General features: G+C 70.9%; 21 protein-coding genes and 1 tRNA gene. All 22 read right to left on the reverse strand.

From position 1 onward, the window contains the following. Positions 1–87: 87 nt before the first annotated feature. The 22 genes from AB0M83_RS11165 to AB0M83_RS11270 all read right to left on the reverse strand — a co-directional run bounded on the left by AB0M83_RS11165 (position 88) and on the right by AB0M83_RS11270 (position 22,687). Positions 88–942 (reverse strand): xanthine dehydrogenase family protein subunit M, encoded by an 855-nt coding sequence (locus AB0M83_RS11165; RefSeq protein ID WP_364515739.1) that lies wholly within the window; start codon positions 940–942, stop codon positions 88–90. After that, positions 939–3,380 carry a molybdopterin cofactor-binding domain-containing protein gene (locus AB0M83_RS11170; protein WP_364515741.1) on the reverse strand — a complete coding sequence of 814 codons (2,442 nt, stop codon included), beginning with the start codon at positions 3,378–3,380 and terminating at the stop codon, positions 939–941. Before AB0M83_RS11170 ends, AB0M83_RS11165 begins: the two co-directional genes overlap by 4 nt. Then, on the reverse strand, positions 3,380–3,904 hold the full coding sequence (locus tag AB0M83_RS11175; protein WP_364375056.1) for a (2Fe-2S)-binding protein: 525 nt from the start codon (positions 3,902–3,904) through the stop codon (positions 3,380–3,382). The genes AB0M83_RS11170 and AB0M83_RS11175 overlap by 1 nt, the downstream gene beginning before the upstream one ends. Before the next feature lie 222 nt (positions 3,905–4,126). Continuing rightward, positions 4,127–5,239, reverse strand: coding sequence for an XdhC/CoxI family protein (locus AB0M83_RS11180; RefSeq protein ID WP_364515743.1), 1,113 nt, complete (start codon positions 5,237–5,239; stop codon positions 4,127–4,129). Next, entirely contained in the window at positions 5,232–6,344 is a 1,113-nt protein-coding gene (locus tag AB0M83_RS11185) for a VWA domain-containing protein (RefSeq protein ID WP_364515745.1), read from the reverse strand. The genes AB0M83_RS11180 and AB0M83_RS11185 overlap by 8 nt, the downstream gene beginning before the upstream one ends. A gap of 142 nt (positions 6,345–6,486) precedes the next feature. Further along, positions 6,487–6,560, reverse strand: a tRNA-Arg gene (locus AB0M83_RS11190). A gap of 255 nt (positions 6,561–6,815) precedes the next feature. Further along, entirely contained in the window at positions 6,816–8,543 is a 1,728-nt protein-coding gene (locus tag AB0M83_RS11195) for a hypothetical protein (RefSeq protein WP_364515747.1), read from the reverse strand. Positions 8,544–8,582: 39 nt separating this feature from the next. Then, complete coding sequence (locus AB0M83_RS11200; RefSeq protein ID WP_364515749.1) at positions 8,583–9,461, reverse strand: MoxR family ATPase; 879 nt, start codon at positions 9,459–9,461, stop codon at positions 8,583–8,585. A 289-nt stretch (positions 9,462–9,750) separates the two neighbouring features. After that, positions 9,751–10,338 (reverse strand): nucleotidyltransferase family protein, encoded by a 588-nt coding sequence (locus AB0M83_RS11205; protein WP_364515751.1) that lies wholly within the window; start codon positions 10,336–10,338, stop codon positions 9,751–9,753. 156 nt (positions 10,339–10,494) lie between these two features. Then, positions 10,495–11,325 carry an IclR family transcriptional regulator C-terminal domain-containing protein gene (locus tag AB0M83_RS11210; RefSeq protein ID WP_364515753.1) on the reverse strand — a complete coding sequence of 277 codons (831 nt, stop codon included), beginning with the start codon at positions 11,323–11,325 and terminating at the stop codon, positions 10,495–10,497. Positions 11,326–11,335: 10 nt separating this feature from the next. Continuing rightward, on the reverse strand, positions 11,336–11,740 hold the full coding sequence (pcaC, locus tag AB0M83_RS11215; protein WP_364515837.1) for a 4-carboxymuconolactone decarboxylase: 405 nt from the start codon (positions 11,738–11,740) through the stop codon (positions 11,336–11,338). Between the two features lie 11 nt (positions 11,741–11,751). Further along, positions 11,752–12,555: a 3-oxoadipate enol-lactonase gene (gene pcaD, locus AB0M83_RS11220; protein ID WP_364515755.1), complete on the reverse strand. Its 804-nt coding sequence runs from the start codon at positions 12,553–12,555 to the stop codon at positions 11,752–11,754. A gap of 13 nt (positions 12,556–12,568) precedes the next feature. Further along, positions 12,569–13,123, reverse strand: a complete 555-nt coding sequence (gene pcaG / locus AB0M83_RS11225; protein ID WP_364515757.1) for a protocatechuate 3,4-dioxygenase subunit alpha — start codon at positions 13,121–13,123, stop codon at positions 12,569–12,571. Further along, the gene (gene pcaH / locus AB0M83_RS11230) at positions 13,120–13,857 is read right to left on the reverse strand and encodes a protocatechuate 3,4-dioxygenase subunit beta (RefSeq protein WP_364515759.1); all 738 of its coding nucleotides are present in this window, start codon (positions 13,855–13,857) and stop codon (positions 13,120–13,122) included. Before pcaH ends, pcaG begins: the two co-directional genes overlap by 4 nt. Before the next feature lie 12 nt (positions 13,858–13,869). Continuing rightward, positions 13,870–15,051: a thiolase family protein gene (locus tag AB0M83_RS11235; RefSeq protein WP_364515761.1), complete on the reverse strand. Its 1,182-nt coding sequence runs from the start codon at positions 15,049–15,051 to the stop codon at positions 13,870–13,872. A 159-nt stretch (positions 15,052–15,210) separates the two neighbouring features. Further along, entirely contained in the window at positions 15,211–15,963 is a 753-nt protein-coding gene (locus AB0M83_RS11240; RefSeq protein WP_364515763.1) for a CoA-transferase subunit beta, read from the reverse strand. A 151-nt stretch (positions 15,964–16,114) separates the two neighbouring features. After that, the gene (locus AB0M83_RS11245) at positions 16,115–16,924 is read right to left on the reverse strand and encodes a CoA transferase subunit A (RefSeq protein WP_364515765.1); all 810 of its coding nucleotides are present in this window, start codon (positions 16,922–16,924) and stop codon (positions 16,115–16,117) included. Between the two features lie 167 nt (positions 16,925–17,091). Next, positions 17,092–18,399, reverse strand: a complete 1,308-nt coding sequence (locus AB0M83_RS11250) for a glycoside hydrolase family 27 protein (RefSeq protein ID WP_364515767.1) — start codon at positions 18,397–18,399, stop codon at positions 17,092–17,094. A 23-nt stretch (positions 18,400–18,422) separates the two neighbouring features. After that, on the reverse strand, positions 18,423–19,256 hold the full coding sequence (locus tag AB0M83_RS11255; protein ID WP_364515769.1) for a carbohydrate ABC transporter permease: 834 nt from the start codon (positions 19,254–19,256) through the stop codon (positions 18,423–18,425). After that, entirely contained in the window at positions 19,256–20,209 is a 954-nt protein-coding gene (locus AB0M83_RS11260; RefSeq protein ID WP_364515771.1) for a sugar ABC transporter permease, read from the reverse strand. Before AB0M83_RS11260 ends, AB0M83_RS11255 begins: the two co-directional genes overlap by 1 nt. After that, positions 20,209–21,477: an extracellular solute-binding protein gene (locus AB0M83_RS11265; protein ID WP_364515839.1), complete on the reverse strand. Its 1,269-nt coding sequence runs from the start codon at positions 21,475–21,477 to the stop codon at positions 20,209–20,211. The genes AB0M83_RS11260 and AB0M83_RS11265 overlap by 1 nt, the downstream gene beginning before the upstream one ends. A gap of 19 nt (positions 21,478–21,496) precedes the next feature. Next, on the reverse strand, positions 21,497–22,687 hold the full coding sequence (locus AB0M83_RS11270) for an ROK family protein (protein ID WP_364515773.1): 1,191 nt from the start codon (positions 22,685–22,687) through the stop codon (positions 21,497–21,499). Positions 22,688–22,759 lie beyond the last annotated feature (72 nt).

Raw genomic sequence — 22,759 nt, forward strand, 5'->3', positions numbered from 1 at the left:
GGGCCGACCTCCTTCCTGATGACAACGAGGGCCGGTGCCCACCCTAGCCGCCGCCGGGGCGGCGGCCAGGGGGACGAACCTCGAACCTCAGGCGCCGGCCGCCGCCGCGATCGCCCGGCCCGTCAGGACCTGGGCCAGGTGACGGCGGTATTCGACGTCGGCGTTGCTGTCGACCGGCGGATTCGTGCCTTCCGCCGCGTGCGAGGCCGCCGCGGCGATCGAGTCGGCCGAAGCCTGGACCCCGACCAGTGCCGCTTCGACACCGGACGCCCGCACCGGGGTCGAGCCCATGTTCGTCAGCGCGACCCGGGCCTCCTCGATGACGCCCGCTTCGGTACGGACGGTGACCGCGACCGCGACCATCGACCACGCCTGGGCGACCCGGTTGAACTTCTCGTAGTGCGCCCGCCACCCGGTGTGCTTGGGCACGCGGACCTCGACCAGCAGCTCGTCCGCGGCCAGCGCCGTGGTGAACAGGTCCTGGAAGAACTCCGCGGCCGGCACCGTCCGGCGTCCCGAAGGCCCGGCCAGCACCAGCGAAGCGTCCAGCGCGAGCACCGGCGCCAGCAGGTCCCCGGCCGGGTCGGCGTGGGCGATCGCGCCGCCCAGCGTGCCCCGGTGGCGGATCTGCGGGTCGGCGACCGTGTCCGTCGCCTCTTTGAGCAACGCGGCGTGCGAAGCGATCAGCGCGTCACGCTGCACGTCGTAGTGCGTCGTCATCGCGCCGATGACCAGTTCGTCACCCTCCTCCCGCACGCCGCGCAGCTCCGCGACGCGCCCGAGGTCGATCAGCGTCGTCGGCGCCGCCAGCCGCATCCGCAGCACCGGCAGCAAGCTCTGGCCGCCCGCGATGACCTTGGCGTCCTCACCCGCCGACGCCAGCGCCTGCACCGCTTCGTCCACTGTGGACGGGCGGACGTAGTCGAAGGAAGCCGGGATCACTGCGCACCTCCGGTGGCGTCGATGGAGCCGAGGCCGCCGCCGGCTTCGTCGCGGCCGGGGCCGCCGGCGTCGGTGGTGCCGTGCTGGATGGCGTGCCACACCCGCATCGGCGTCAACGGCATCTCGATGTCGTTGACCCCGAACTGCCGCACCGCGTCGATCACCGCGTTGACCACCGCCGGGGTGGACGCGATCGTGCCCGCTTCGCCGACGCCCTTGGCGCCGAGCGGGTTCGACGTCGCCGGCGTCTCCGTGCGGTCGGTGGTGAACGACGGCAGGTCCGCCGCCGACGGCAGCAGGTAGTCGGCGAACGTGCCGGTCGTCAGCGTGCCGCTGTCGTCGTGCTCGGTGCCTTCGAACAGTGCCTGCGCGATGCCCTGCGCGAGCCCGCCGTGCACCTGGCCCTCGACGATCAGCGGGTTCACCGCGACCCCGACGTCGTCGACGCAGACGTACGAGCGCAGCTTGATCCGCCCGGTCTCGGTGTCCACCTCGGCGGCGCACAGGTGCGTGCCGTGGGGGAACGAGAAGTTCTCCGGGTCGAACGTCGCGTCCGAGTCGAGCGACGGCTCGATCCCGTCGGGCAGGTTGTGCGCCGCGAACACCGCGAGCGCGATGTCCCCGATGCCGGTGGACGTGTCCGTGCCCTTCACCGTGAACTTACCGTTCGCGAACTCGAGGTCGTCCTCGGCGCATTCGAGCAGGTGCGCCGCGATCGGCTTGGCCTTCGCGACGACCTTCTCGGCGGCCTTGATGACGGCGATCCCGCCGACGACCAGCGACCGCGAGCCGTAGGTGTCCATGCCCTTGTGCGACGACTGGGTGTCGCCGTGCAGGATCTCGACGTCCTCGAACGCGACGCCCAGCTGGTCGGCGACGATCTGGCTCCACGCGGTCTCGTGGCCCTGGCCGTGCGCGGACGCGCCGGTCGTCACCTCGACCTTGCCGGTGGGCAGCATCCGGATCGATGCGTACTCCCAGCCGCCGGCGCCGTAGTCCAGCGAGCCGAGCACCCGCGACGGCGCGAGCCCGCACATCTCGGTGAACGTCGAGATGCCGATGCCGAGCTGCACCTTGTCGCCGGCTTTGCGGCGCCGGTCCTGTTCGGCGCGCAGGCCGTCGTAGTCGAAGAGCTGCTTGGCCTTTTCGGTGGCGGCCTCGTAGTTGCCCGAGTCGTAGGTCAGCCCGCACACCGTGGTGAACGGGAACTCCTCGTGCTTGATCCAGTTCTTCTCGCGCAGCTCCATCGGGTCCATGCCGAGCTCGACGGCGAGCTCGTCCATGATCCGCTCGATCGCGAACGTCGCCTCCGGCCGGCCGGCGCCGCGGTAGGCGTCGGTCAGCGTCGTCGTCGTGTACACGTTCGTGCAGGCGAAGTGGTACGCCGGGATCTTGTAGATCGCGTTGAACATGAACGCGCCGAGGATCGGCACACCGGGGCCGACGAGACCGTTGTACGCGCCGAGGTTGGCGAGCAATTCGACCTTGAGACCGGTCACCTGGCCGTCGCGGGTCGAGGTGATGGTGATGTCCTGGATCTGGTCGCGGCCGTGGTGCGCGGCGAGCATCGTCTCGGACCGCGTCTCGTTCCACTTGACCGGTTTGCCGAGCTTCTGCGCGACGAGCAGCGACATCATCTCTTCCGGCAGGACGCCGATCTTGCCGCCGAAGCCGCCGCCGACGTCCGGGGCGATCACGCGCAGCTTGTGCTCGGGGATGCCGAGCGTCAGCGCGGACATCACGCGCAGGATGTGCGGGACCTGCGTGGCCGACCACATGGTGATCTGGGTACTGGTCGGGTCGACGACGCACGCCCGCGGCTCCATGAACGCCGGGACCAGCCGCTGCTGGCGGAAGCGGCGCTTGAGGACGACCTCCGACGAGCTGATCGCGTCCTCGACGTTGCCGCCGGTACCGGCCTCGGCCGAGTCGAACTTCCAGACCGCGCTCGTGTTGGTGCCGAGGTCCTCGTGGACCAGCGCGGCACCGTCGGCAATGGCGGCTTCCATGTCGAGGACGACCGGCAGCTCGTCGTACTCGACGTCGATTTCCTCGAGCGCGTCGTGCGCTTCGGCCGACGTCCGCGCGACGACGACCGCGACGCCTTCACCGGCGAAGTTGACTGTGTCGGCGGCGAGCACCGGGCGGCGTGGCGCCTTCATGTCCGGCGTGATCGGCCACGCGCAGGGCATGCCGATCGAGCCGTCCGGGTCGAGGTCCTTCGCGGTGTAGACGGCGACGACGCCGGACGCGCCCTTGGCCGCCGACGTGTCGATCGAGACGATCTTGGCGTGCGCGAACGGGCTGCGCAGGACCGCCATGTGCAGCAGGCCGGGCAGCGCGATGTTGTCGGTCCAGCGGGTGCGGCCGGTGATCAGCCGCTCGTCTTCCTTGCGGCGCCGTGACTTTCCGACTTCCGGTTCGATCGTGGCGGTCATCAGTCACCACCCACGCCGGCGTGCTTGGTTTCGGCGATCCGCTCGGCTTCGGGGCCGGCGCCGGGGCTCATGTTCTGCGCGGCGTCGCGGACCGCGCGGACGATGTTCTGGTAGCCGGTGCAGCGGCAGAGGTTGCCTTCGAGCCCTTCGCGGACGGCCTGTTCGTCCGGATCCGGGTTGTCGGCCAGCAGGTCGATCGACTGCATGATCATGCCGGGCGTGCAGAACCCGCACTGCAGGGCGTGGTTGTCGTGGAACGCTTTCTGCACCGGGTGCAGCTGCCCGTCGCGGGCGAGGCCTTCGATGGTGGTGACCTCACAGCCGTCGGCCTGCACGGCCAGCACAGAGCAGGACTTCACGCTGTGCCCGTCCAGGTGGACGGTGCAGGCGCCGCAGTTGCTGGTGTCGCAGCCGACGACGGTGCCGACCTTGCCCAGCTTCTCTCGCAGGTGGTGCACGAGCAGGGTGCGGGGCTCGACTTCGTCGGTGTACTTGGTCCCGTCGACAGTGACGGTGATGCGCATCAGGCCTCCAAAAGCCGGTTCGGGAACGGCCCGCCCGACCGTGATCGGGCTCACAGACCTCCGAGCGTGCTACGCGACCTTCGCGCGGACAAGTCCTGATGTCATACGTTCAACTACCCGTTCCGCAGATACGCGGCGATCCTCTGGAGAAACCCGAATCTGCGGAAGTCCGGATGGGTGAACTTTTGTGGGCCACCCGGAGCAGCGCACGCCGGAAAGCCGTCAGCCGTGGATGCGCCCCGTCAGCTCCGCGAGCCGCTTGCCGCCGCCGCCCCACCGCAGCGCGATGATCTCCGCCGCGATCGACACCGCCGTCTCCTCCGGGGTGCGGGCACCGAGGTCGAGGCCGATCGGCGACGACAGCCTGTCCAGCTCCGCCTCGGTGATCCCGGCCTCGCGCAGGCGGGCGAAGCGGTCGTCGTGCGTCTTGCGGGAGCCCATCGCGCCGACGTACCCGACGTCCAGGCGCAGCGCGACCTCGAGCAGCGGGACGTCGAACTTCGGGTCGTGGGTCAGCACGGCGATGGCCGTGCGCTGGTCGATGCGCCCGGCCGCGGCTTCGCCCTCCAGGTAGCGGTGCGGCCAGTCGACGACGACGTCGTGCGCGTCCGGGAAGCGGCTGCTGGTGGCGAACACGGGCCGCGCGTCGCAGACCGTGACCTGGTAGCCGAGGTAGGCGCCCATGCGCGCCATCGCGGCGGCGAAGTCGATCGCGCCGAACACGAGCAGCCGGGGCGGCGGCTCGAAGGAGTTGACGAACACCGCCATGCCCTCGCCGCGCCGCTGCCCGTCCGGGCCGTAGTGCAGGGTGCCGGTGCGGCCGCTGGCCAGCAGGCCACGCGCGTCGTCGGCCACCGCGTCGTCCATCCGCGAGGACCCCAGCGAGCCCTCGGTGCGGTCCGGCCAGACGATCATGTGCTCGCCGATCAGGCCTTCCTGCTCGTGCTCGATGATCGTGACGACCGCGACGGGTTCGCCGCCGCGCACGGACGCGACGACGTCGCCGAGCTCCGGCATCGACGCGCGGTCGACGTGCTCGACGTAGATGTCGATGATCCCGCCGCAGGTCAGGCCCACCGCGAAGGCGTCGTCGTCGGTGACGCCGTAGCGCTGCAGCACCGGCTTGCGCTCGCGGACGACCTCCTGCGCGAGCTCGTAGACGGCGCCTTCGACGCAGCCGCCGGACACGCTGCCGGCGACGGTGCCGTCCGGGGCGACGACCATCGCCGCGCCGGGCGCGCGGGGCGCCGACGAGAAGGTGGCGACCACGGTGCCGAGCCCGACCGTTTCCCCGTCGGACCAGCGGCGGAACACGTCGTCCAGTACGTCACGCATCGGAAATCTCCCCGAGCAGTCGTTCCAAAGTGGCCAGGGTGTGCCCGGCCAGCAGCCGGTCGATGTGGGGCAAAGCGGCCACGATGCCCGACTGGACCGGAGCGTACCCCGCACGGCCGGCGTGCGGATTCACCCAGAATACGGCGTGCGCGAGCCGGCGCAGGTGGGCGAGCTGCTCGCCGAGCAGACCGGTGTCGCCGCGCTCCCAGCCGTCGGAGAACACGGTGACCACGGCGCGGCGGGCCACGCCGCGCCGGCCCCAGCGGTCGAGGAAGGCCTGCAGCGTCTCGCCGAGGCGGGTGCCGCCGGCGAAGTCCGGCACCGCCGAGCCCGCCGCGAGCATCGCGCGTTCCGGGTCGCGCTGACGCAGCTGGCGGGAGACGCGGGTCAGCCGCGTGCCGAGGGTGAAGACCTCGACGGACTGCGGTGCGCTGCGCGTGAGGACGTGGGCGAACCGGAGCAGGGCGTCGGCGTACGGGCTCATCGACCCCGAGACGTCGATGAGCAGCACGACCCGGCGAGGCCTGCTGGCCCGCCGGACGTAGGCCAGTTTCAGGGGTTCGCCGCCGCTGGCGAGCATGGCGCGCAGGGTGCGGGAGGGGTCGAGCCGGCCACGCTTCGCCGGGGTCCTTCGCGAGGCCGGCCGCTTCGGGGGCACGGGCTTCAAGGTGGCCAGGAGCTCGCGAAGGTGTTCGCGTTCGGCGGTGGTCAGCGCGGCGAGGTCGCGGTGGCGCAGGACTTCGTGGTCGCTCGCGGCGACTTTCAGCTGCTCGGGGCCGTCACCACCCTCGGCGTTCCCGCCGCCGGCGTCGACCAGGGGGGCGATCCGGGCCTGCTTCGGCGCGGCGGACTTAGCGCGCTGCGGGGTCGTGGATTCGATAGAGAACCACTGGCTGAAGGCTTCTTCGTAGTACGGGAGGTCGTCAGGGCTGGAGCACAGGGTGAGCCGGCCCGCCCAGTAGAGCTGGGTGGGTTCGGCGACGTCGATCTCGCCGACGGCGGCCAGGTAGGCCTGCACGCGGCGCGCATCGCAGGCCACCCCGGCCTCGCGCAGGGCAGCGGCGAACCCGGCGTACCCGGCGACGGGGTCGGCGGCGGTGGTCATGACTCCATTGTGCGCCCATCCGGCCGCGCGGGTCGGCCTGTGGACGCGGAGGGCTGCCGTGTGGACAAGGCAACGGCGGGCACCCGAAACTGTCGGTGCGCGCCGGTAGCATGGAAAACGGGGGCCGGAGGCCTACCTTCGGTGTCCCGGCGAGGAGTCGAACCTCGGACCTCGGCGTTCGTAGCGCCGCGCTCTGTCCTGCTGAGCTACCGGGACGGGGCGGTCTGCGCGCACGCCCCTCCCCGGACGGGCGCAGACCGCGCTCTTCGCGGCGACCGACCCGAGGTAGCGAGGGGTGGGCGCGAAGAGCCTTCAGGAAGATTCAGCGAACGGCACGGGAGATCGTGCCGCAGTGGTGCGCTTGCCGGTTCACGATCTCCTCCTCTCGGCGGTGGTTTCCGCGGTACGGGAAAAGAATGCCGGAGCCCGGCCTACCGGGCAACGCATTTAATTCCGGTCCTTTGTAGACTGTCAGGCCGTGAAGCCCGGCACGATGTTCGCGCAGCCGCGGCGTCGCGCCACGTCGTTGCTCGCCAGGACCGGCGGCAGCGCACGCTGCGCGAACGCCTGCAGTTCGGCGAACTTCGCGTCGTCCACCAGGTCGCGGCGGACGTGGTACGTGGCCTGGTTCTTCGCGTCGTTCCGGGCGAAGATCGTGGCGTAGTCGCGCTCGAACCGCGGATCCTGGTCGAACTGCAGGGTGCTGCTCCACGAGCCGACGAAAACGATCAGTTCGGGCTTCGCCGTCGTGAAGACGTGGTCCCGCAGACCGGCGAAGTCGGCGACGTGCAGGTAGTCCGCGATCGGGGCGTCGCCGAGCCCGGCGAGGTCGAGCAGCCGGAGCCGGCTGCCCAGCGCCGTGCCGCCGAGGTCGATCACCCCGGCCGAAGCCGTGTCCGGCAGCCGCAGGAGGTCCGCGAACCCGTTGATCGCGGTGTCGTCCCGCTCCGCGACGGCACACATCGCCGTCTTCACGTCGGCGCGGTACTTGGTGCCCTGGTCGTAGTAGCCGCCGATCGCACTGACCGACGCGGCGACGAGCAGGCAGGCCAGGACGACGCGGCCGCGCACCCGGACCAAGGCGAACGTCTCGACGACCGCGGTCGCGCCGAGGAGGGCGCCGACCGTCCAGACCGGCGTCGCGAACCGCAGGTGCCCCATCCAGTCGTACTCGAGCACGATGAACGCGGCGACGGCCAGGCCGAACGGAACCAGCAACGCGATCAGCCCGGCGCGCAGCCGGCCCGGCTTGACCAGCAGCACCGCCAGGCAGCCGACCACGGCGGCGGCGAGCAGCCAGCCCGCGTAGGACACGATTTCGCCCGGCCGCGCGAGGTCGCCGAGGTCGGGCGGCTCCTGGCCCTTCGCGACCGCGGTGTTGGGCAGCAGGCGCCCGAACTCGAACCAGCGGTAGACCACGTAGGCGCCGAACGGCACGACGAAGGCGGCGACCGAGACGACCACCGCGCGGACGCTGCGGCCGAGCGCGTCCCGCTTCAGGAAGACGGCGACGGCGATCGGGTACGCGCCCGCGTAGATGATCCCGTCGGGACGGGTCAGCGCGGCCAGCATGGCGAGCACGCCGGCGCCGATCGCGACGCGGTGGGTCAGCAGGCTGCCGCTCAGCACCGACCGCAGGAGGAGCACGGCCAGCGCGGCGACGGTCAGCGCGTAGAAGGAGTTCTCCAAGCCGGAGAAGCACCAGATCACGAACGACGGGTTCGCGGCGAGCGCGGCCCCGGCGACGAAGGTGACGAGCGCGGGGCGGCGGCTGAGCGTCTTCGCGCCGGCGTGGAAGAGAACCAGGACGCCCGCGCAGCAGGCCAGCGCCAGCGCCTTCGGGAAGAGGATCTGGTCGGAGACGCCGAAGAGCGTCCCGTGGTCGAAGAGACCGACGAGCTTGCCGAGGGCGAGCAGGACCATCCAGGTCGGGTTGGAGTACCCCTCGACCGGCGCCACGCCGGGCTGGAGCACCGGCCCGAGCCCGTCGGCGACGTTGCGCGAGTAGGCGAAGGTGATGGCGGCGTCGTCGATCAGCCAGTGGCCGTAGAACGAAGCGTGCACGGCGATCAGCGCGGTGCCGCCCAGGACGGCCGCCACGGCGGCGAGCCGGGCCGGCCACCGCCTCGGGGCGGTCACCTCGGGTTCCGCTTGCCGGCCGGCCGACGGCCTCGCTTCGGTCGTCTCCGCCACGCTCATACCTCGGGCCCTCCCATGCCTTCGGATACCCCGGGCCGGTCAGGCGAACAAAGCGTCGAGCTTGGCCCGGACACGGTCGAGGTCTTCGCTGTATTTCAGGACAGCACCGAGCGTGCGCGCCGCCGTCGCCGCGTCCAGCTCGTCCCGCTGCAAAGCCAGCAGGGCTCTCGCCCAGTCGAGTGACTCCGCTACTCCGGGTGGCTTCAACAAGTCCATTTCGCGGAGCCGATGCACCGCTTCAGCGATCTGCCGAGCCAAAACTTCCCCTATCTGGGGGATTCTACGACGCAGGATCGTGACCTCTCGCGTCAGGTCGGGGTGTTCCAGCCAGTGGTAGAGGCAGCGGCGCTTGAGGGCGTCGTGCACTTCCCGGGTCCGGTTCGAGGTCAGCACGACGAGCGGCGGCTCCGCGGCGCGGATTTCGCCGTACTCGGGGATGGTGACGGCGTGCTCGTCGAGCAACTGGAGGAGGAAGGCTTCGAACTCGTCGTCGGCCCGGTCGATCTCGTCGATCAGCAGCACGCACGGCGCGGTGATCAAGGCCTGCAGCAGCGGGCGCGCGAGGAGGAAGCGTTCGGTGTAGAGCGAGCGCTCGGCGGCCTCGACGTCGAGCCCCCCGTCCCCGGCGGCTTCGAGGGCCCGCAGGTGCAGGAGCTGGCGCGGGAAGTCCCATTCGTAGAGCGCCTGGGCGGCGTCGATGCCCTCGTGGCACTGGAGGCGCACGAGCGGGCGGCCGAGCGCAGTGGCCAGCGCGATGGCGAGCGACGTCTTGCCGGTCCCGGGTTCGCCTTCGCAGAAGAGGGGGCGGCCCATCCGCAGGGCGAGGAAGCCGGCGGTGGCGAGCCCGTCGTCGGCGAGGTAGCCGGTCCCGTCCAGCGCGGCGGCAAGTTCTTCAGGCGAGGCGAGCGAGTCCGTCACAGTGTCGATCGTAGGCGGCGCGGCGGCTACGCGCGGGTCGCCGGGGCCGAGGGGGCTGGTGGTGCCGTGATCGGGCGGACGACACGTGCCTGGATGGACGACACGCGTGATTGAAGGGTCGACACGACGGTTTGGCGGGGCGTCTCGCGTACCTGGGGAGTCGGCTCGCGTACCTGGAGGGTCGGCTCGCGTACCTGGGGAGTCGGCTCGTGTACCTGGGGAGTCGGCTCGTGTACCTGGACGGTCGGGTCGCGTGCCTGGGGAGTCGGCTTGTGGGGCGGGCCGGTGGTCAGGCGGTGGGGAGGTCGGTGCGGTGGTCGACGTCGCGGCCGCTGCCGAGGTCGCCGCACTCGATGAGCTTCAGATCGGCGCGGGTCGACAGCCAGTCTCGGGCGCCGCGGTCGCCCTGGGCCGTTTCGGCGATTTCGGGCCACCAGCGGCGGCCGAGGAGGACCGGATGGCCGGGGACACCGTCGTAGGCCGCGCGGGCGACGATTTCAGGCGTCGCGCCGGCGGCGACCCGGGCGAGGATGTCGGCGCCGACCCACGGCAGGTCGACGAGGTGGACCAGGGCCGCGACCGGGCCTGGTTCCTCGGAGAGCGCGGCGAGGCCGGCTTTGAGGGAGGCGCCCATGCCGGTCTCCCAGCCCGCGGCCCGCACCGCTTGGGCCGGATCGGGCAGAAGCGCGCTGACCTCGTCGGCGGCGGCACCGAGAACGACCCGGACGGGATCGCAGCCGGCCGCGGTCAGGGTGGCGAGTGCGCGCAGGACGAGGGGTCGGCCGTCGAGTTCGGCGAGGGCCTTCGGGCCGCCGAACCGGCGGCCGGCCCCGGCGGCGAGAAGCAAGCCGGCGACGGGCGGAGTGGCTGCGGTCATCGGCGCACCAGCTTCGTGACGGCAAGCAGAAGACCGGCACCGGGCCGCGTCGCCGGCGTTACCGGCGCAACGGGCGCCCGGTGGGCAGCCCCGAGCAGGGGCTCGGTAGAAGCAGGCAACGCCCGGTCCTCCGCCCCAGCCGCCCGGACCGCGTTCTCAGCCATGGGCGCGGCCGGGGGCGCCGATCGCCAGGTCGGCTTCTATCGAGCGGGCCGTCTCCAGCAGTGGGGGGACCAGGTCCTTCTCCACCGACTCCGCCGTGGTGCGGCTTGCGTGCGTCGACAGGTTCACCGCTGCCACCACCCGGCCCGTGCGGTCGTGGATCGGGGCCGCCACCGAGCGGAGGCCTTCCTCCAGCTCCTGGTCGACCATCGCCCAGCCCTGGTCGGTCACCTTGGCCAGTTCCGCGCGGAGGCGGTCGGGGGCCGTGACCGTGCGGTCCGTGAGGCGGTCGAGCTTCGCCACCACGAAGTACGCCTCCAGCTCCGCCCGGCTCAGGCCGGCCAGCAGGACGTGACCCATCGACGTCGCGTACGCCGGGAAGCGGGTTCCCACGTTGATGCTCACCGTCATGATGCGCGAGACCGCCACCCGCGCCACGTAGACGATGTCCGTTCCCTCCAGGACCGACACCGAACTGGACTCGCGCACCCCCGCCGACAGGTGCTCCAGGTGGGGCTGGGCCACCTCCGGCAGCGTCATGCTCGACAGGTACGAGTACCCCAGCTCCAGCACGCGAGCGGTCAGGGAGAAGTACTTGCCGTCCGTGCGGACGTAACCGAGGTCGGTCAGGGTCAGCAGGAAACGGCGGGCCGCGGCGCGGGTCAGGCCCGTCGCGCGCGCGACGTCGCTGAGGGTCAGCTCCGCCGCGTCCGCGTGGAACGCCTTGATCACCGCCAGGCCGCGCTCCAGTGACTGGACGTGGTGGGCGCCGCGGTGGGCCGGCTCGCTGTCGAGCTCGGCTTCGATGGGCCTCCCCGTGTCCATGCCCGGCACCCTATCCGGCGTCGGCCGGCCGGGCGCTCGGCTCGCCGAGCTCGGCCAAGGTGCGCTGGGCGATGGCGAACGCCGCGTTCGCCGCCGGAGCACCCGCGTACACCGCCGTGTGCAGCAGAACTTCGCCGATCTCCGCCGCCGTGAGGCCGTTGCGGACCGCGGCGCGGACGTGCATCGCCAGCTCGTTGTGCGCCTGCAGCGCGGTCAGCGCCGCGAGCGTGACGCAGCTGCGCGTCCGGCGGTCGAGGCCGTCGCGGGACCAGACCGAACCCCACGCGCCTTCGGTGATGTAGTCCTGGAACGGGCGGCTGAAGTCCGTCGTGCCCGCGACCGCGCGGTCGACGTGCTCGTCGCCGAGCACCTCGCGCCGGACCTTCATGCCCTGCTCGTGACGGTCTTCGCTAATGTCTTTCGGTGTCACAGCGCCTCCAGGTGCTCGAGGATCAGCTTCGTGAATTCTTCGGGCCGTTCGTAGCTGCCCAGGTGCGCGGCGTCCGGCACGACCTCGAGCCGCGCGCCCGGGATGCCCGCCGCGATCAGGTCGGCGTGGCCCTCCGGCGGCGTGGCCGGGTCGTCCGCACCCGCGATGACCAGCGTGGGCGCGGTGATCTTCGGCAGCACGTCGAGCAGGTCCATCCGCTCGATCGCGCCGCAGCAGGCCGCGTAGCCCTCGGCCGGGACGGCGGCGATCATCGAGCGCAGGAACGCGGCGCGATCCGGGTGCCGCTCGGCGTAGCCCGGCGTCAGCCAGCGGCTCACGCCGGCCGCGGCCACCGCGCCGGTGCCCTTCTCCCGCACCAGGCGGGCGCGGTCGGCCCACATCTGCGGCGGCCCGAGCTTCGCGGACGTGCAGCAGAGCACCAGGCTCGCGATCCGGTCCGGCGCGTGGGCGCCGAGCCACATGCCCGTCATCGCGCCGAGCGACAGGCCCACGAGGTGCGCTTTCGCGACGCCGAGGTCCTCGAGCAGCGCGAGGAAGTCGAAGCCGAGGTCTTCGAGGTCGTACGGCCCCGGCGGCACCGGCGAAGCGCCGTGCCCGCGCGTGTCGTAGCGGACCACCCGGAAGCCGCGCTCCAGCAGCGGCACCACCTGGGGTTCCCACATCCGGAGGTCGCTGCCGAGCGATCCCCCGAACACCACCACCGGACCGTCTTCGAGCCCTTCGACGATCCGGTGCAGCCGGACGGCACCCACGCCGTCACCTCCGTTCGCGTTCGTCATACCGGGAAGGACGTCACACCCGGAAGAACACCGTCTCGCCCTCGCCTTGGAGGCGCACGTCGAAGCGGTAGCCGTCCTCGGTCTTGGCCGCGATCAAAGTGCCGCGCCGCTCCGCCGGCACCGTCGCCAGCACCGGGTCTCCGGAGTTGTCCTGGTCCTCGAAGTAGATCCGCGTGACGCACCGGTTGAGCAGCCCGCGCGCGAACACCGACACGTCGATGTGGCGGGCCTGCGCGGTGCCGCCCTCGCCGGGAACGACGCCCGGGAGCAGGGTGTGGATCCCGTACGTGCCCTCGGGGGTGGTCGGGCAGCGGCCGAAGCCGCGGAAGTCGCCGGACGCCTCGCCGCGCGGGTCGTCGGGGTGGCGGAACCCGCCGTCGGGGTCGGCCTGCCACGTCTCGATCATCGCGTCCGGGACCGGGTCGCCGTTGCCGTCGCGGACGATGCCGCGGATCCAGAACGCGCCGGGTGTGCCCTCGGGGACGACGTGCGGGCCGTCGGGCCAGGGCAGCCCGATCGACAGGTACGGGCCGACGGTCTGCGAAGGGGTGGGAAGCAGCTTGGTCATTCGTCTTCGTCCTCTTCCTCTTCGAACACCGACGCGTCGCGCCCGCGGAGCACGATGTCGAACTGGAACCCCAGCGCCCACTCCGACTGCGTGATCTCGTGGTCGTAGCGCGAAACCATGCGCTGGCGGGCTTTCTCGTCCGGGATGGAGTTGAAGATCGGGTCCTGGGAGAAGAGCGGGTCGTCCGGGAAGTACATCTGGGTGACCAGCCGCTGCGTGAACGCCGAGCCGAACACCGAGAAGTGGATGTGCGCGGGGCGCCACGCGTTGTCGTGGTTCTTCCACGGGTACGCGCCCGGCTTGATGGTGGTGAAGGTGTAGCGGCCGTCGCTGTCGGTCAGAGCGCGCCCGACGCCGTCGAAGTTCGGGTCGAGCGGTGACGGCCAGCGGTCGCCGGTGTGGCGGTAGCGGCCGCCCGCGTTGGCCTGCCAGATCTCGACGAGGGAGTCGCGCACCGGGCGGCCGTCGCCGTCGAGCAGCCGGCCGGTGACGATGATCCGCTGGCCCTGCGGCTCGCCCGCGTGCTGACGGGTGAGGTCGTTGTCGAACTCGCCGAGACGGCCGGGGCCGAGCAGCGGGCCGGTGACCTCGGTCAGCATCTGCGGGAGCAGCACCAGGTCCTGCTTGGGGTGCCGCAGCGCCGTGGAGCGGTAGCCGGGATAGCCGAGCGGGGGGTGCGTGCCTTCGGGCTCCTCGCCGTAGCGGGGCAGCCTGAATTCGGTCGGAGTAGCCACGTCTTCTCTCCTTTACCGGCCTTCGAGGACGACGGCCAGGCCCTGGCCGACGCCGATGCAGATGGCGGCCAGGCCCCAGCCGCCGCCCCGGCGGTGCAGGTCGTGCGCCAGGGTGCCGAGGATGCGGCCACCGGACGCGCCGAGCGGGTGGCCGATCGCGATCGCGCCGCCGTGGGTGTTCACGATCTCCGGGTCGAGCTTCTTCCAGTCGCGCAGGCAGGCCAGCGACTGCGCGGCGAACGCTTCGTTGAGCTCGACCGCCACCAGGTCGTCCCAGCCGATGCCGGCCCGCTCGAGGGCGATCTCCGCCGCGCGCACCGGGCCGATGCCGAAGACGTCCGGGTCGACGCCCGCCGCGCCACGCCCGGCGATCCGGGCCAGCGGGGTCGCGCCGAGCCGGCTCGCGCTCGCTTCGTCACCGAGCAGGAGCGCCGACGCGCCGTCGTTCAGCGGGGAGGCGTTGCCCGCCGTGACGGTGCCGTTCTCCTTCCGGAAGACCGGCTTCAGCTTGGCCAGCTTCTCGGTGCTGGAGTCCGGGCGGATGCCCTCGTCGCGGGCCAGGTCCACACCTTCGACCGGGACGACCAGGTCGTCATAGAAGCCTTCGTCCCACGCCTTCGCCGCGTTGACGTGGCTGCGGGCGGCGAAAGCGTCCTGCTCGTCGCGGCTGATGCCGTAGCGCTCCGCGAGCAGCTCGGTGGACTCGCCGAGGGAGATCGTCCACTGCGACGGCATCGCCGGGTTGACCATGCGCCAGCCGAGCGCGGTGTTGTAGAGGGTCTGGTTGCCGGCGGGGAAGGCCTTCTCCGGCTTCGGCATGACCAGCGGCGAGCGGGTCATGGACTCGACGCCGCCGGCGACCACCAGCGAGGCGTCGCCGACCTGGATCGCGCGGCTGGCCTGCATCACCGCGTCGAGGCCGGAGCCGCAGAGGCGGTTGACGGTGCTGCCGGGAACGCTCGTGGGCCAGCCCGCCAGGAGGGCGGCCATCCGGGCGACGTTGCGGTTGTCCTCGCCCGCGCCGTTCGCGTCGCCGAGGGTCACCTCGTCCACTGTGGACGGATCGAGGTCGTTGCGCGCCGCGAGGGCCTTGAGGACGCCCGCGGCCAGGTCGTCCGGGCGGACGCCGGCCAGTGCGCCGCCGTAGCGGCCGAACGGGGTGCGGATCGCGTCGAGGACGTAGACGTCGGTCATGCGTTCGCCTTCCGGGTCGGCGGCGCGGGGGTCGCCGGAGTGGTGGGGTGGAGACGGTTCGGTGCGGTTGCGAGAGCCGCGCGCGGGGCGGCGATCACCGGCTCACCTTGCCACGGCGGAGGTGGTGGGCGCGCGCGGCGACGGAGAACTCGAATGCCGTCACGCCTTCTCCAGCTCTCGCAGGAGGGTGAGCTCCTGCTCCGTCGGGGCGGGGGTAATCTTCAGGTCTTCCGCGACCTTCAGCTTCCACCCCGTGGCCGCGATCGCCTGCTCGAGCTCCACGCCGGGGTGGAGCTCGGTGAGGGTCAGCTCGGCGGTCTCCGGGTCGGGACGCATCAGGCCGAGATCCGTCACGACCAGCGTCGGGCCCTGCCCCGGGAGACCGAGCTTTTCGCGGTCGCCCTTGCCGGAGCCGTGGCCGAACGACGTGACGAAGTCGACCTTCTCCACGAACGCCCGGGGGCTCTGGCGGAGCACGATGAACACCTCGCCGCACGACGCCGCGATCTCCGGGGCGCCGCCCGCACCCGGGAGGCGGACCTTCGGGTCGTGGTAGTCCGAGCCGATCACGGTCGTGTTGATGTTGCCGAACTTGTCGAGCTGGGCGGCACCGAGGAAACCGACGTCGATGCGGCCGGGCTGGAGCCAGTAGTTGAACACCTCGGGCACGCTGACCACCGCGTCCGCGGTGTCGGCCAGCTCGCCGTCGCCGATCGAAAGCGGGAGGCGCGACGGCTTCGCGCCCAGACAGCCCGATTCGTAGATCAGTGTGAGGTTCGGGGCGTGCGCGCGGCGGGCCAGGTTCGCCGCCTTGGAGGGCAGGCCGATGCCGACGAAGCAGGACATGCCGTCGCCGAGGGCGCGGGCCGCCGCGACGCTCATCATCTCGTCGGCGGTGTACTCCGTGCTCATGCGGTTGCCTCCGCGGTGCGGGTGTCGGCGATGCCGGGGTGAGGTGCCGGAGCCGGGCTCCAGCCGGTGGGCGCCGCCCCGGGGAAGGAGGCGGCGACCACCGGCCTCGAGGGAGAGCCGGGCGCGTGCGGATGGGGACGACGGGTGGGGGTCATGCCTTCACCCCGGTCAGCTCGTTCAGCCACTTCGTGAACTCCTCGCGATCGCGGCCCACCTCGTCCCACGCCTGGTACGCCGAGTTGTCGCGCTCGTAGTACCCGGCCGCGTACGACGGCTTCGCGCCGCCCGGCACCTCGGCCACCGCGGTGACCACCCAGGACGGCAGGATCACCGCGCCCGGGCGGGGCTCCAGCTCGTCGACGATCTCCTCGACCGTGACGATCGAGCGCTTCGCCGCCAGGACCGCTTCCTTCTGGACGCCGGTGATGCCCCACATCTGGACGTTGCCGGCCCGGTCGGCGCGCTGGGCGTGGACGATCGTGACGTCCGGGTTCAGCGCCGGGACCGCGGTGAGGCGCTCACCGGTGAACGGGCACGTAATGGGCTTGATCGTGTCGGTCTGGGCCGGGAGATCCGTGCCCGTGTAGCCGCGCAGCACCGCGAACGGCAGGCCGGACGCGCCGGCGACGTACCGGTTCGCCATGCCGGCGTGGCTGTGCTCCTCGATCTCCAGCGGCACCGGCCAGTCGTGCTGGACGGCGTCGCGGAAGCGGTGCAATGAGCCGACGCCGGGGTTGCCGCCCCAGGAGAAGATCAGCTTGCTGGCGCAGCCCGCGCCGATCAGCTGGTCGTAGACGATGTCCGGGGTCATCCGCACCAGCGTGAGACCCCGCCGGCCCTGCCGGATGATCTCCTGCCCGGCCGCGACCGGGATGAGGTGCGTGAAGCCCTCGAGCGCGACGGTGTCGCCGTCGTGCACCAGCCGGCCGACGGCCTCCTCCAGTGACAGCAGCTCTGCCATCTCACTCCTCTGCATCCGTTCGCATGACGCACACTCGTTCTGCAACCGAACATAGCACGACCATCGGGCCCCGGACCAGACGTCTTCCGCCCAATGGATGACGCAGGCACGACGAAGGGACTTTCCTCGCGTGCGCGGCGAGGAAAGTCCCCTTCGAAGGAAGAACGTCAGCCGATCCGGACCAGGCGGGAGCCGTGCGGCGGCACCGAAGAAGCCGTCCACGAGCCCCGGAACCGCCCGAGGTCCGTCCGCGCGACGAGGTCACGCACCGGCCGCGCGCCCGGCATTCCGAGGTCCACCGTGATGTCGGCGGGCGTCGAGCCGAGGTTGTAGACGGCCGCGTACGTCCGGCCGTCCGGCGCGCGCTTCTTCCACACCTGGAGGTTCCCGCCGGTCACCTGCGTCGCGTACGTCCCCGACTGGTCGACGCGGATGACCTCGGGATTCGTCAGGATGGACACGGCGGACGAGTCCAGGAAGTAGATGTCGCCCCCGACGTACAGCGGGGACGACGCCATCGACCAGAACGTCATCACGCTCTGCCGCTCGACGTCGGAGATGCCGTCCTGGATGCCGGACCCCGTGTTGTTGCTGATCGGCATCGAGTCCAGGTCGGGCCGGTACTGCGGGCCGAAGACGCCCTGCCAGCCCGGCAGGTCGGCCCACCGCGCCTTCACCGAGCTGTCCCACGTGGACACGGTGTCGCAGTAGCACTCGACGTCCGTGTCGATCCGCACGCTGTTGGCGTAGGGAGCGAGAGAAGGCCCGATGGACCGCGGCACCGGCCACGCGCTCGCCGTCAGCCACATCGGCCGCCGCGAGTGGTCGATCGCCCTGGACCAAGCCGCGATGTCCGGGACGTTGTCGGCCGTCGTGCCGTCGACCTTGACGAAGTCGACCCCCCAGGACGCGAAGCGGGCCACGATCGAGTCGTAGTACTTCTGCGCGCACGGGTTCCCGAAGTCGACCTTCCAGTTGCCGCCCCAGCCGTTGGACGGCGTCAGCGGCCGGTAGGCGATGTCCTGCGCGTGGCACGAGGTCCCGAGGATGGGCGCGTTCTTGTCGTAGACCTCCTTCTCCAGCCCGGTCACCGCGTACAGGCCGAGCTTCAGCCCGAGCCCGTGCACGTAGGAAGCCAACGCGGGGATCCCGGACGGGAACCTGCCCGGGTCCGGCGTCGGGATGCCGTTGACGTCGGTGTGGAACACCCACGACTGGTCCGCGTTCCAGCCGGAGTCGATGTTGACGTTGGTGTAGCCCGCGGACTTGAGCTTCGAAGCCATGGCCGAAGCCGCGTCGCGGACGTGTGACTCGTTCAGCCACGAAGTGCCGTAACCCGCGCGGGTCGACGACTCGAGGCTCCAGCTGCTCCAGCCCATGAACGGCCGGACGAACGGCGTCCGCGCGTCGGCGACGGGCACCAGGAAGGCAAGAAATCCGAGCATGGCGAAGAAAACGGAAAGGAGGCGCTTCACTGAACACTCCTCGATAGGGGGACCTACTCCTTGAGCCCGCTCGCGGCGATCCCGCTGACGATGAACCGCTGGGCGACCAGGAACATCGCGACCAGCGGCGCGATGGTGACCAGAGCGCCGGCGAACAGCGCCGGCAGGTTGACCGACTGCGCGGTCAGGAACGTCGAAAGCGCGATCTGCGCGGTCCACGACGACGGGTCCTGCCCGATCACCAGCGGCCACAGGAACGCGTTCCAGCTTTCGATGAACATCAGCGCGCCGAGCGACGCGATCATGCTCCCCGAGTTCGGCAGCACGAGCCGCCGGTAGACGCCGAGGTAACCGAGCCCGTCGAGCCGGCCCGCCTCTTCGATCTCGGCGGGGAACCGCAGGTAGAAGTTGCGGAAGAGGATCACGGTGAACGCGCTGAACAGGTTCGGCGCGATGATCCCCCACTCCGTGTTGACCCCGCCCATTGACCCGACGACGACGAACGTCGGCACGAACGTCACCGACTGCGGGATCATCAGCGTGACCAGCACGTACGTGAACACCGCACGCCGTCCGGGCACGTTGATCCGGGCCAGCGCGTACCCCGCCATCGAGCCGAACAGCGTGCCGACCGGCGCGGTGACGACCGCGACCAGGAACGAGTTCCAGAGCGAGTGCGCCATCGGCACCGACGCGTCGGCGAACAGGTCGCCGAAGTTGACCCACGACAGCGGGTCCGGCAGCCACGACCAGTCCGGCGAGCTGACCTGCTGCCGCGTCATCAGCGCATTGCGCAGCATGATGTAGAACGGCAGCAGGAAGATCAGCGACAGCACCGAAGCCAAGACGTACTTCGGCGCTTTGCGGGACACCGGGAGGACGGCCATCAGTCCTTCTTCCCGAAGCCGACGAACCGGCCCTGCAGCAGGGTGATCACGACGATGAGCACGGTCAGCAGGAACGAGCCCGCCGAACCGACGCCGTAGTTCTGGTCGCCGAGCGCGGAGTCGTACAGATAAACGAGGGGCGGCTTCACCGGTGCGGTCGCCGTGCCGGAAAGCCCCGTGCCGAAGAGGTTGTAGAACTCGTCGAACGCCTGGAACGCCGCGATGAGGATGAGCAGCAGCACCGCCACCGACGTGTTCCGCAGCTGAGGCAGCGTGATGTACCGGAACGCCTGCCACTTCGTCGTGCCGTCGAGTTCGCCGGCTTCGTACAGCGACGGCGAGATCGCCTGCAGCCCGGCCAGGAACAGGATCATGTACAGCCCGACCTGCAGCCACAGCCGCAGCGTCACCACCGCGACCCAGTACACCGGCGGGCTCGTCTCCGACAGCCACGGCACCGGGTCGGCGCCGAACAGCCCGCCGAGGACGTTCGCGACGCCTGAGGGCAGCCCGTTGAACAGCGCCATCTTCCACACCAGCGCCGCGACGACGTACGACACCGCCGCCGGGATGAGGAAGATCGTCCGGAAGAACGCCTTGCCGCGCTTGATGCTGTTGATCAGCACCGCGAGACCGAGCGACGCCACGAAGGTGATCGGCACGATGACCACGGTGAAGAGCGCGATCGTCGCCAGCGACGTCAGGAAGGCGTCGTCGCCGAGCAGGAACGCGTAGTTGTCGAAGCCGATCCAGTGCCCGAGGGTGATCGTGCCGCGGGCGTCGTTGAAGCTGAGCAGGAAGCTCCACGCGATCGCGACGTACTTGAACAGTCCCAGCCCGATCACCACGGGCCCGGTCAGCACCGCGAACGCGCCGATCGCGCGCCAGTCGCGGCGACGGCGGCGTTTCTCGGGCGCCACCGTGACCGGCGGAGCCTCCAGCACGGCCGTCATCAGGCCAGCTGCTTGTCGACTTCGGCCTGAGCCTTCTTCGCCGCGTCGCCGAGTTCGGCGGCCGGGTCGGCCTGCCCGTTCGCGATCTTCGTCGCGGCCTGCAGGAACAGCGTCGCCGACGCCTTGTTCCACAGGCCCGAGTAGGACTTGCCGTTCTGCTGCGAGATCGTGACGGCGTCCTTCGCCGGGCCGCTGGAGAACTCGGTGGTCTGCGCGGCGACCGGCTTGCGCGCCGGGATGTGGAAGCCGTACTTGACGCACCAGTCCTTCTGGAGGTCGGCGTTCTTGATCCACAGCCAGTCGATGAACTGCTTCACCGCATCCGGATGAGCAGACTTCGCGTTGGCCAGCTGGTACCAGCCGCCGACCCGCGCGACCTGCTTGCCGGCGTCGCCGAACTTCGGCCACGCGACGACGCCGAAGTCGTCACCCAGCGCCTTCTTGATGTCCGGCAGCGACCAGAGGCCGCCCCACTGCATCGCGGTGGCGCCGTTGGCGAACGCGCCGGGGTCGGACCAGTCGGTCGGGTAGCCCTGGAGCAGGCCGCCGGTGTCGTGCAGCTGCTTGAGCCCGGCGATCGCGGCGACGGCCTCGGGCGAGGCGAAGGCGACCTTCTTGCCGCTGCTGTCGAAGAAGTCCGCACCGGACGACCAGAGCAGCAGCGTCGCGGCCTCGCCGACGCCGTCGGTGCCGACGTAAAGGCCCTTCTGCTTGCCCGTGTTCAGCTTCCGGGTCGCTTCCAGGAGCTCGGCGAACGTCTGCGGCGGCTGCACACCCGCGGCCTGCAGCGCGGACTTGCGGTAGTACAGCATCATGACGTCGTCGATCATCTTGACGCCGTAGATCTTGCCGTCGACGGTCACGGTGTCCAGCGCGGCCGGGCTGAAGTCGGCCTTGGCCGGGGCGATGACGTCGTCGAGCGGTGCGAGCAGGCCGTTCTTGACGTTCTGGTACCGGAAGTCGCCGAGTTCGAAGAGGTCCGGTGCCTGCGCGGTGAGCATCGCGGAGTTGAGCTTGGTCTCGTAGTCGCCGGCGATCCAGCTGACGTTGATCGCGATGTCCGGGTGGGCCTTGGTGAACTCCTGCGCGTACCGCTGGACGGCTTGCTGTGTCCCGGATTCGCCGTACGCGTGGTACCACTGCTGCAGCGTGACCTTGGCGCCGGAAGCGGCGCCCGCGTTCTTGTTCAGCGGATCGCTCGTGCAGCCCGCGAGTGCGGCGCCACCGGCGAAGAGGACGGAACCGACCAGGAAGCTTCGGCGATTCATGGGGCTCACAAGGGACTCCTTAGACGCTCTCGGCGACGAAAAGACTTTGGATGGCGACGGCGGCCGCGCCCCGCGCCCACTCCTCGAACGGCAGGGGCCGGATCACCAGGCCGCAGCGGGCGGCACTGCCGAACGCCTGGACCGCGAAGGTCCGGCGGATCTGCTCCTCGAACAGGTCGTAGGTGGCGACGCCCTCGCCGGAGACCACGACCCGCTCCGGGCCGAACAGGTTGACCAGCGCGGCCAGGCCGAGCCCGATCGCGTGGCCGGCCCCGGCGAACACCTCGCGCAGCGGTTCGTCGCCGCCCCGGGCGCGGGCCACGGCGTCTTCCATGTCCAGCGCGGGTTCTCCGGAGACCTCGCGAGCCCGCGTCAAAATCGCTTCGGTGGAGGCGATCGCCTCGACGCAGCCCCGGCCGCCGCAGTGGCACGGCGGTCCGCCGTCGGCGACCGGGACGTGCCCGATCTCGCCCGCGACGCCGTGCGCGCCGCGGACCAGGTCGCCGTTCACCACGAGCGCGCTGCCGATCCCGGTTCCCACCGTGACCAGCGCGAACGACGACGCGCCGACGCCTTCGCCGAACCACTGCTCGGCGACGGCCAGGGCCTTGACGTCGTTCTCCAGCGTCACGGTCAGACCGGTCGCTTCTCCCAAGAGTGAAGCCAGGGGCACGTCCCGCCAGCCGAGGAACGGCGAGTACCGGACGACGCCGGACGCGCGGTCGACGTCGCCGGACACCGCGACGCCCAGGCAGTAGGCGCGCTCGCGGAGGTTGCTCGTGCCGTCCGGGGTCGGGCCGGCCAGCAGCTCGCCGACGAGGTCGGCCAGCGCGCGGACGACGTGGCCGACGTCGTGGCTCTTCAGCGCGTGGTGGGCGCTGGCCCGGACGTCGGCGCGCAGGTCGGTGACCACCCCGATCAGGTCGTCGCCGGTGATCTTGACGCCGACGAAGTACTCGCGGTCGGGCCGGATGGCCAGGGGGTTCGCGGGGCGCCCGGCGCCGGGGCCCGTGCGGCCTTCGGAGGCGAGCTCTTCGAGGTAACCGGCTTCGATGAACGGCCGGGCCGCCTTGGTGACCGCGGCCGACGACAGACCCGTACGCCGGGCGACGTCGACGCGGGAGACCGGCCCCTCGGTCAGGACCGTGGTGAACACGGTCGCTGCCGCGGGACTGGTGATCGGCGCCCTTGCCGGTGCACTGCGAGGCATGGCCGGAAGGGTAGGCAGGATTAATTAACTTCGTCAAGAATTTATTTTTTGGCTGGTCCTGCCTACGCTCGG

Origin of the sequence: Amycolatopsis sp. NPDC051106, from assembly GCF_040682775.1 — a bacterium.
In the GTDB taxonomy this organism is placed as follows: Bacteria; Actinomycetota; Actinomycetes; order Mycobacteriales; family Pseudonocardiaceae; genus Amycolatopsis.

Coding starts and splice junctions, on each gene's coding strand:
- AB0M83_RS11255 (WP_364515769.1), bottom strand. CDS start 19,256: ATGGCCGTCCTCCCGGTGTCCCGCAAAGCGCCGAAGTACGTCTTGGCT.
- AB0M83_RS11170 (WP_364515741.1), bottom strand. CDS start 3,380: ATGACCGCCACGATCGAACCGGAAGTCGGAAAGTCACGGCGCCGCAAG.
- AB0M83_RS11260 (WP_364515771.1), bottom strand. CDS start 20,209: ATGACGGCCGTGCTGGAGGCTCCGCCGGTCACGGTGGCGCCCGAGAAA.
- pcaG (WP_364515757.1), bottom strand. CDS start 13,123: ATGACCAAGCTGCTTCCCACCCCTTCGCAGACCGTCGGCCCGTACCTG.
- AB0M83_RS11245 (WP_364515765.1), bottom strand. CDS start 16,924: ATGGCAGAGCTGCTGTCACTGGAGGAGGCCGTCGGCCGGCTGGTGCAC.
- AB0M83_RS11210 (WP_364515753.1), bottom strand. CDS start 11,325: ATGGACACGGGGAGGCCCATCGAAGCCGAGCTCGACAGCGAGCCGGCC.
- AB0M83_RS11185 (WP_364515745.1), bottom strand. CDS start 6,344: ATGACCACCGCCGCCGACCCCGTCGCCGGGTACGCCGGGTTCGCCGCT.
- AB0M83_RS11195 (WP_364515747.1), bottom strand. CDS start 8,543: ATGAGCGTGGCGGAGACGACCGAAGCGAGGCCGTCGGCCGGCCGGCAA.
- pcaD (WP_364515755.1), bottom strand. CDS start 12,555: ATGACGAACGCGAACGGAGGTGACGGCGTGGGTGCCGTCCGGCTGCAC.
- AB0M83_RS11240 (WP_364515763.1), bottom strand. CDS start 15,963: ATGAGCACGGAGTACACCGCCGACGAGATGATGAGCGTCGCGGCGGCC.
- AB0M83_RS11235 (WP_364515761.1), bottom strand. CDS start 15,051: ATGACCGACGTCTACGTCCTCGACGCGATCCGCACCCCGTTCGGCCGC.
- AB0M83_RS11175 (WP_364375056.1), bottom strand. CDS start 3,904: ATGCGCATCACCGTCACTGTCGACGGGACCAAGTACACCGACGAAGTC.
- AB0M83_RS11180 (WP_364515743.1), bottom strand. CDS start 5,239: ATGCGTGACGTACTGGACGACGTGTTCCGCCGCTGGTCCGACGGGGAA.
- AB0M83_RS11270 (WP_364515773.1), bottom strand. CDS start 22,687: ATGCCTCGCAGTGCACCGGCAAGGGCGCCGATCACCAGTCCCGCGGCA.
- AB0M83_RS11205 (WP_364515751.1), bottom strand. CDS start 10,338: ATGACCGCAGCCACTCCGCCCGTCGCCGGCTTGCTTCTCGCCGCCGGG.
- AB0M83_RS11265 (WP_364515839.1), bottom strand. CDS start 21,477: ATGAATCGCCGAAGCTTCCTGGTCGGTTCCGTCCTCTTCGCCGGTGGC.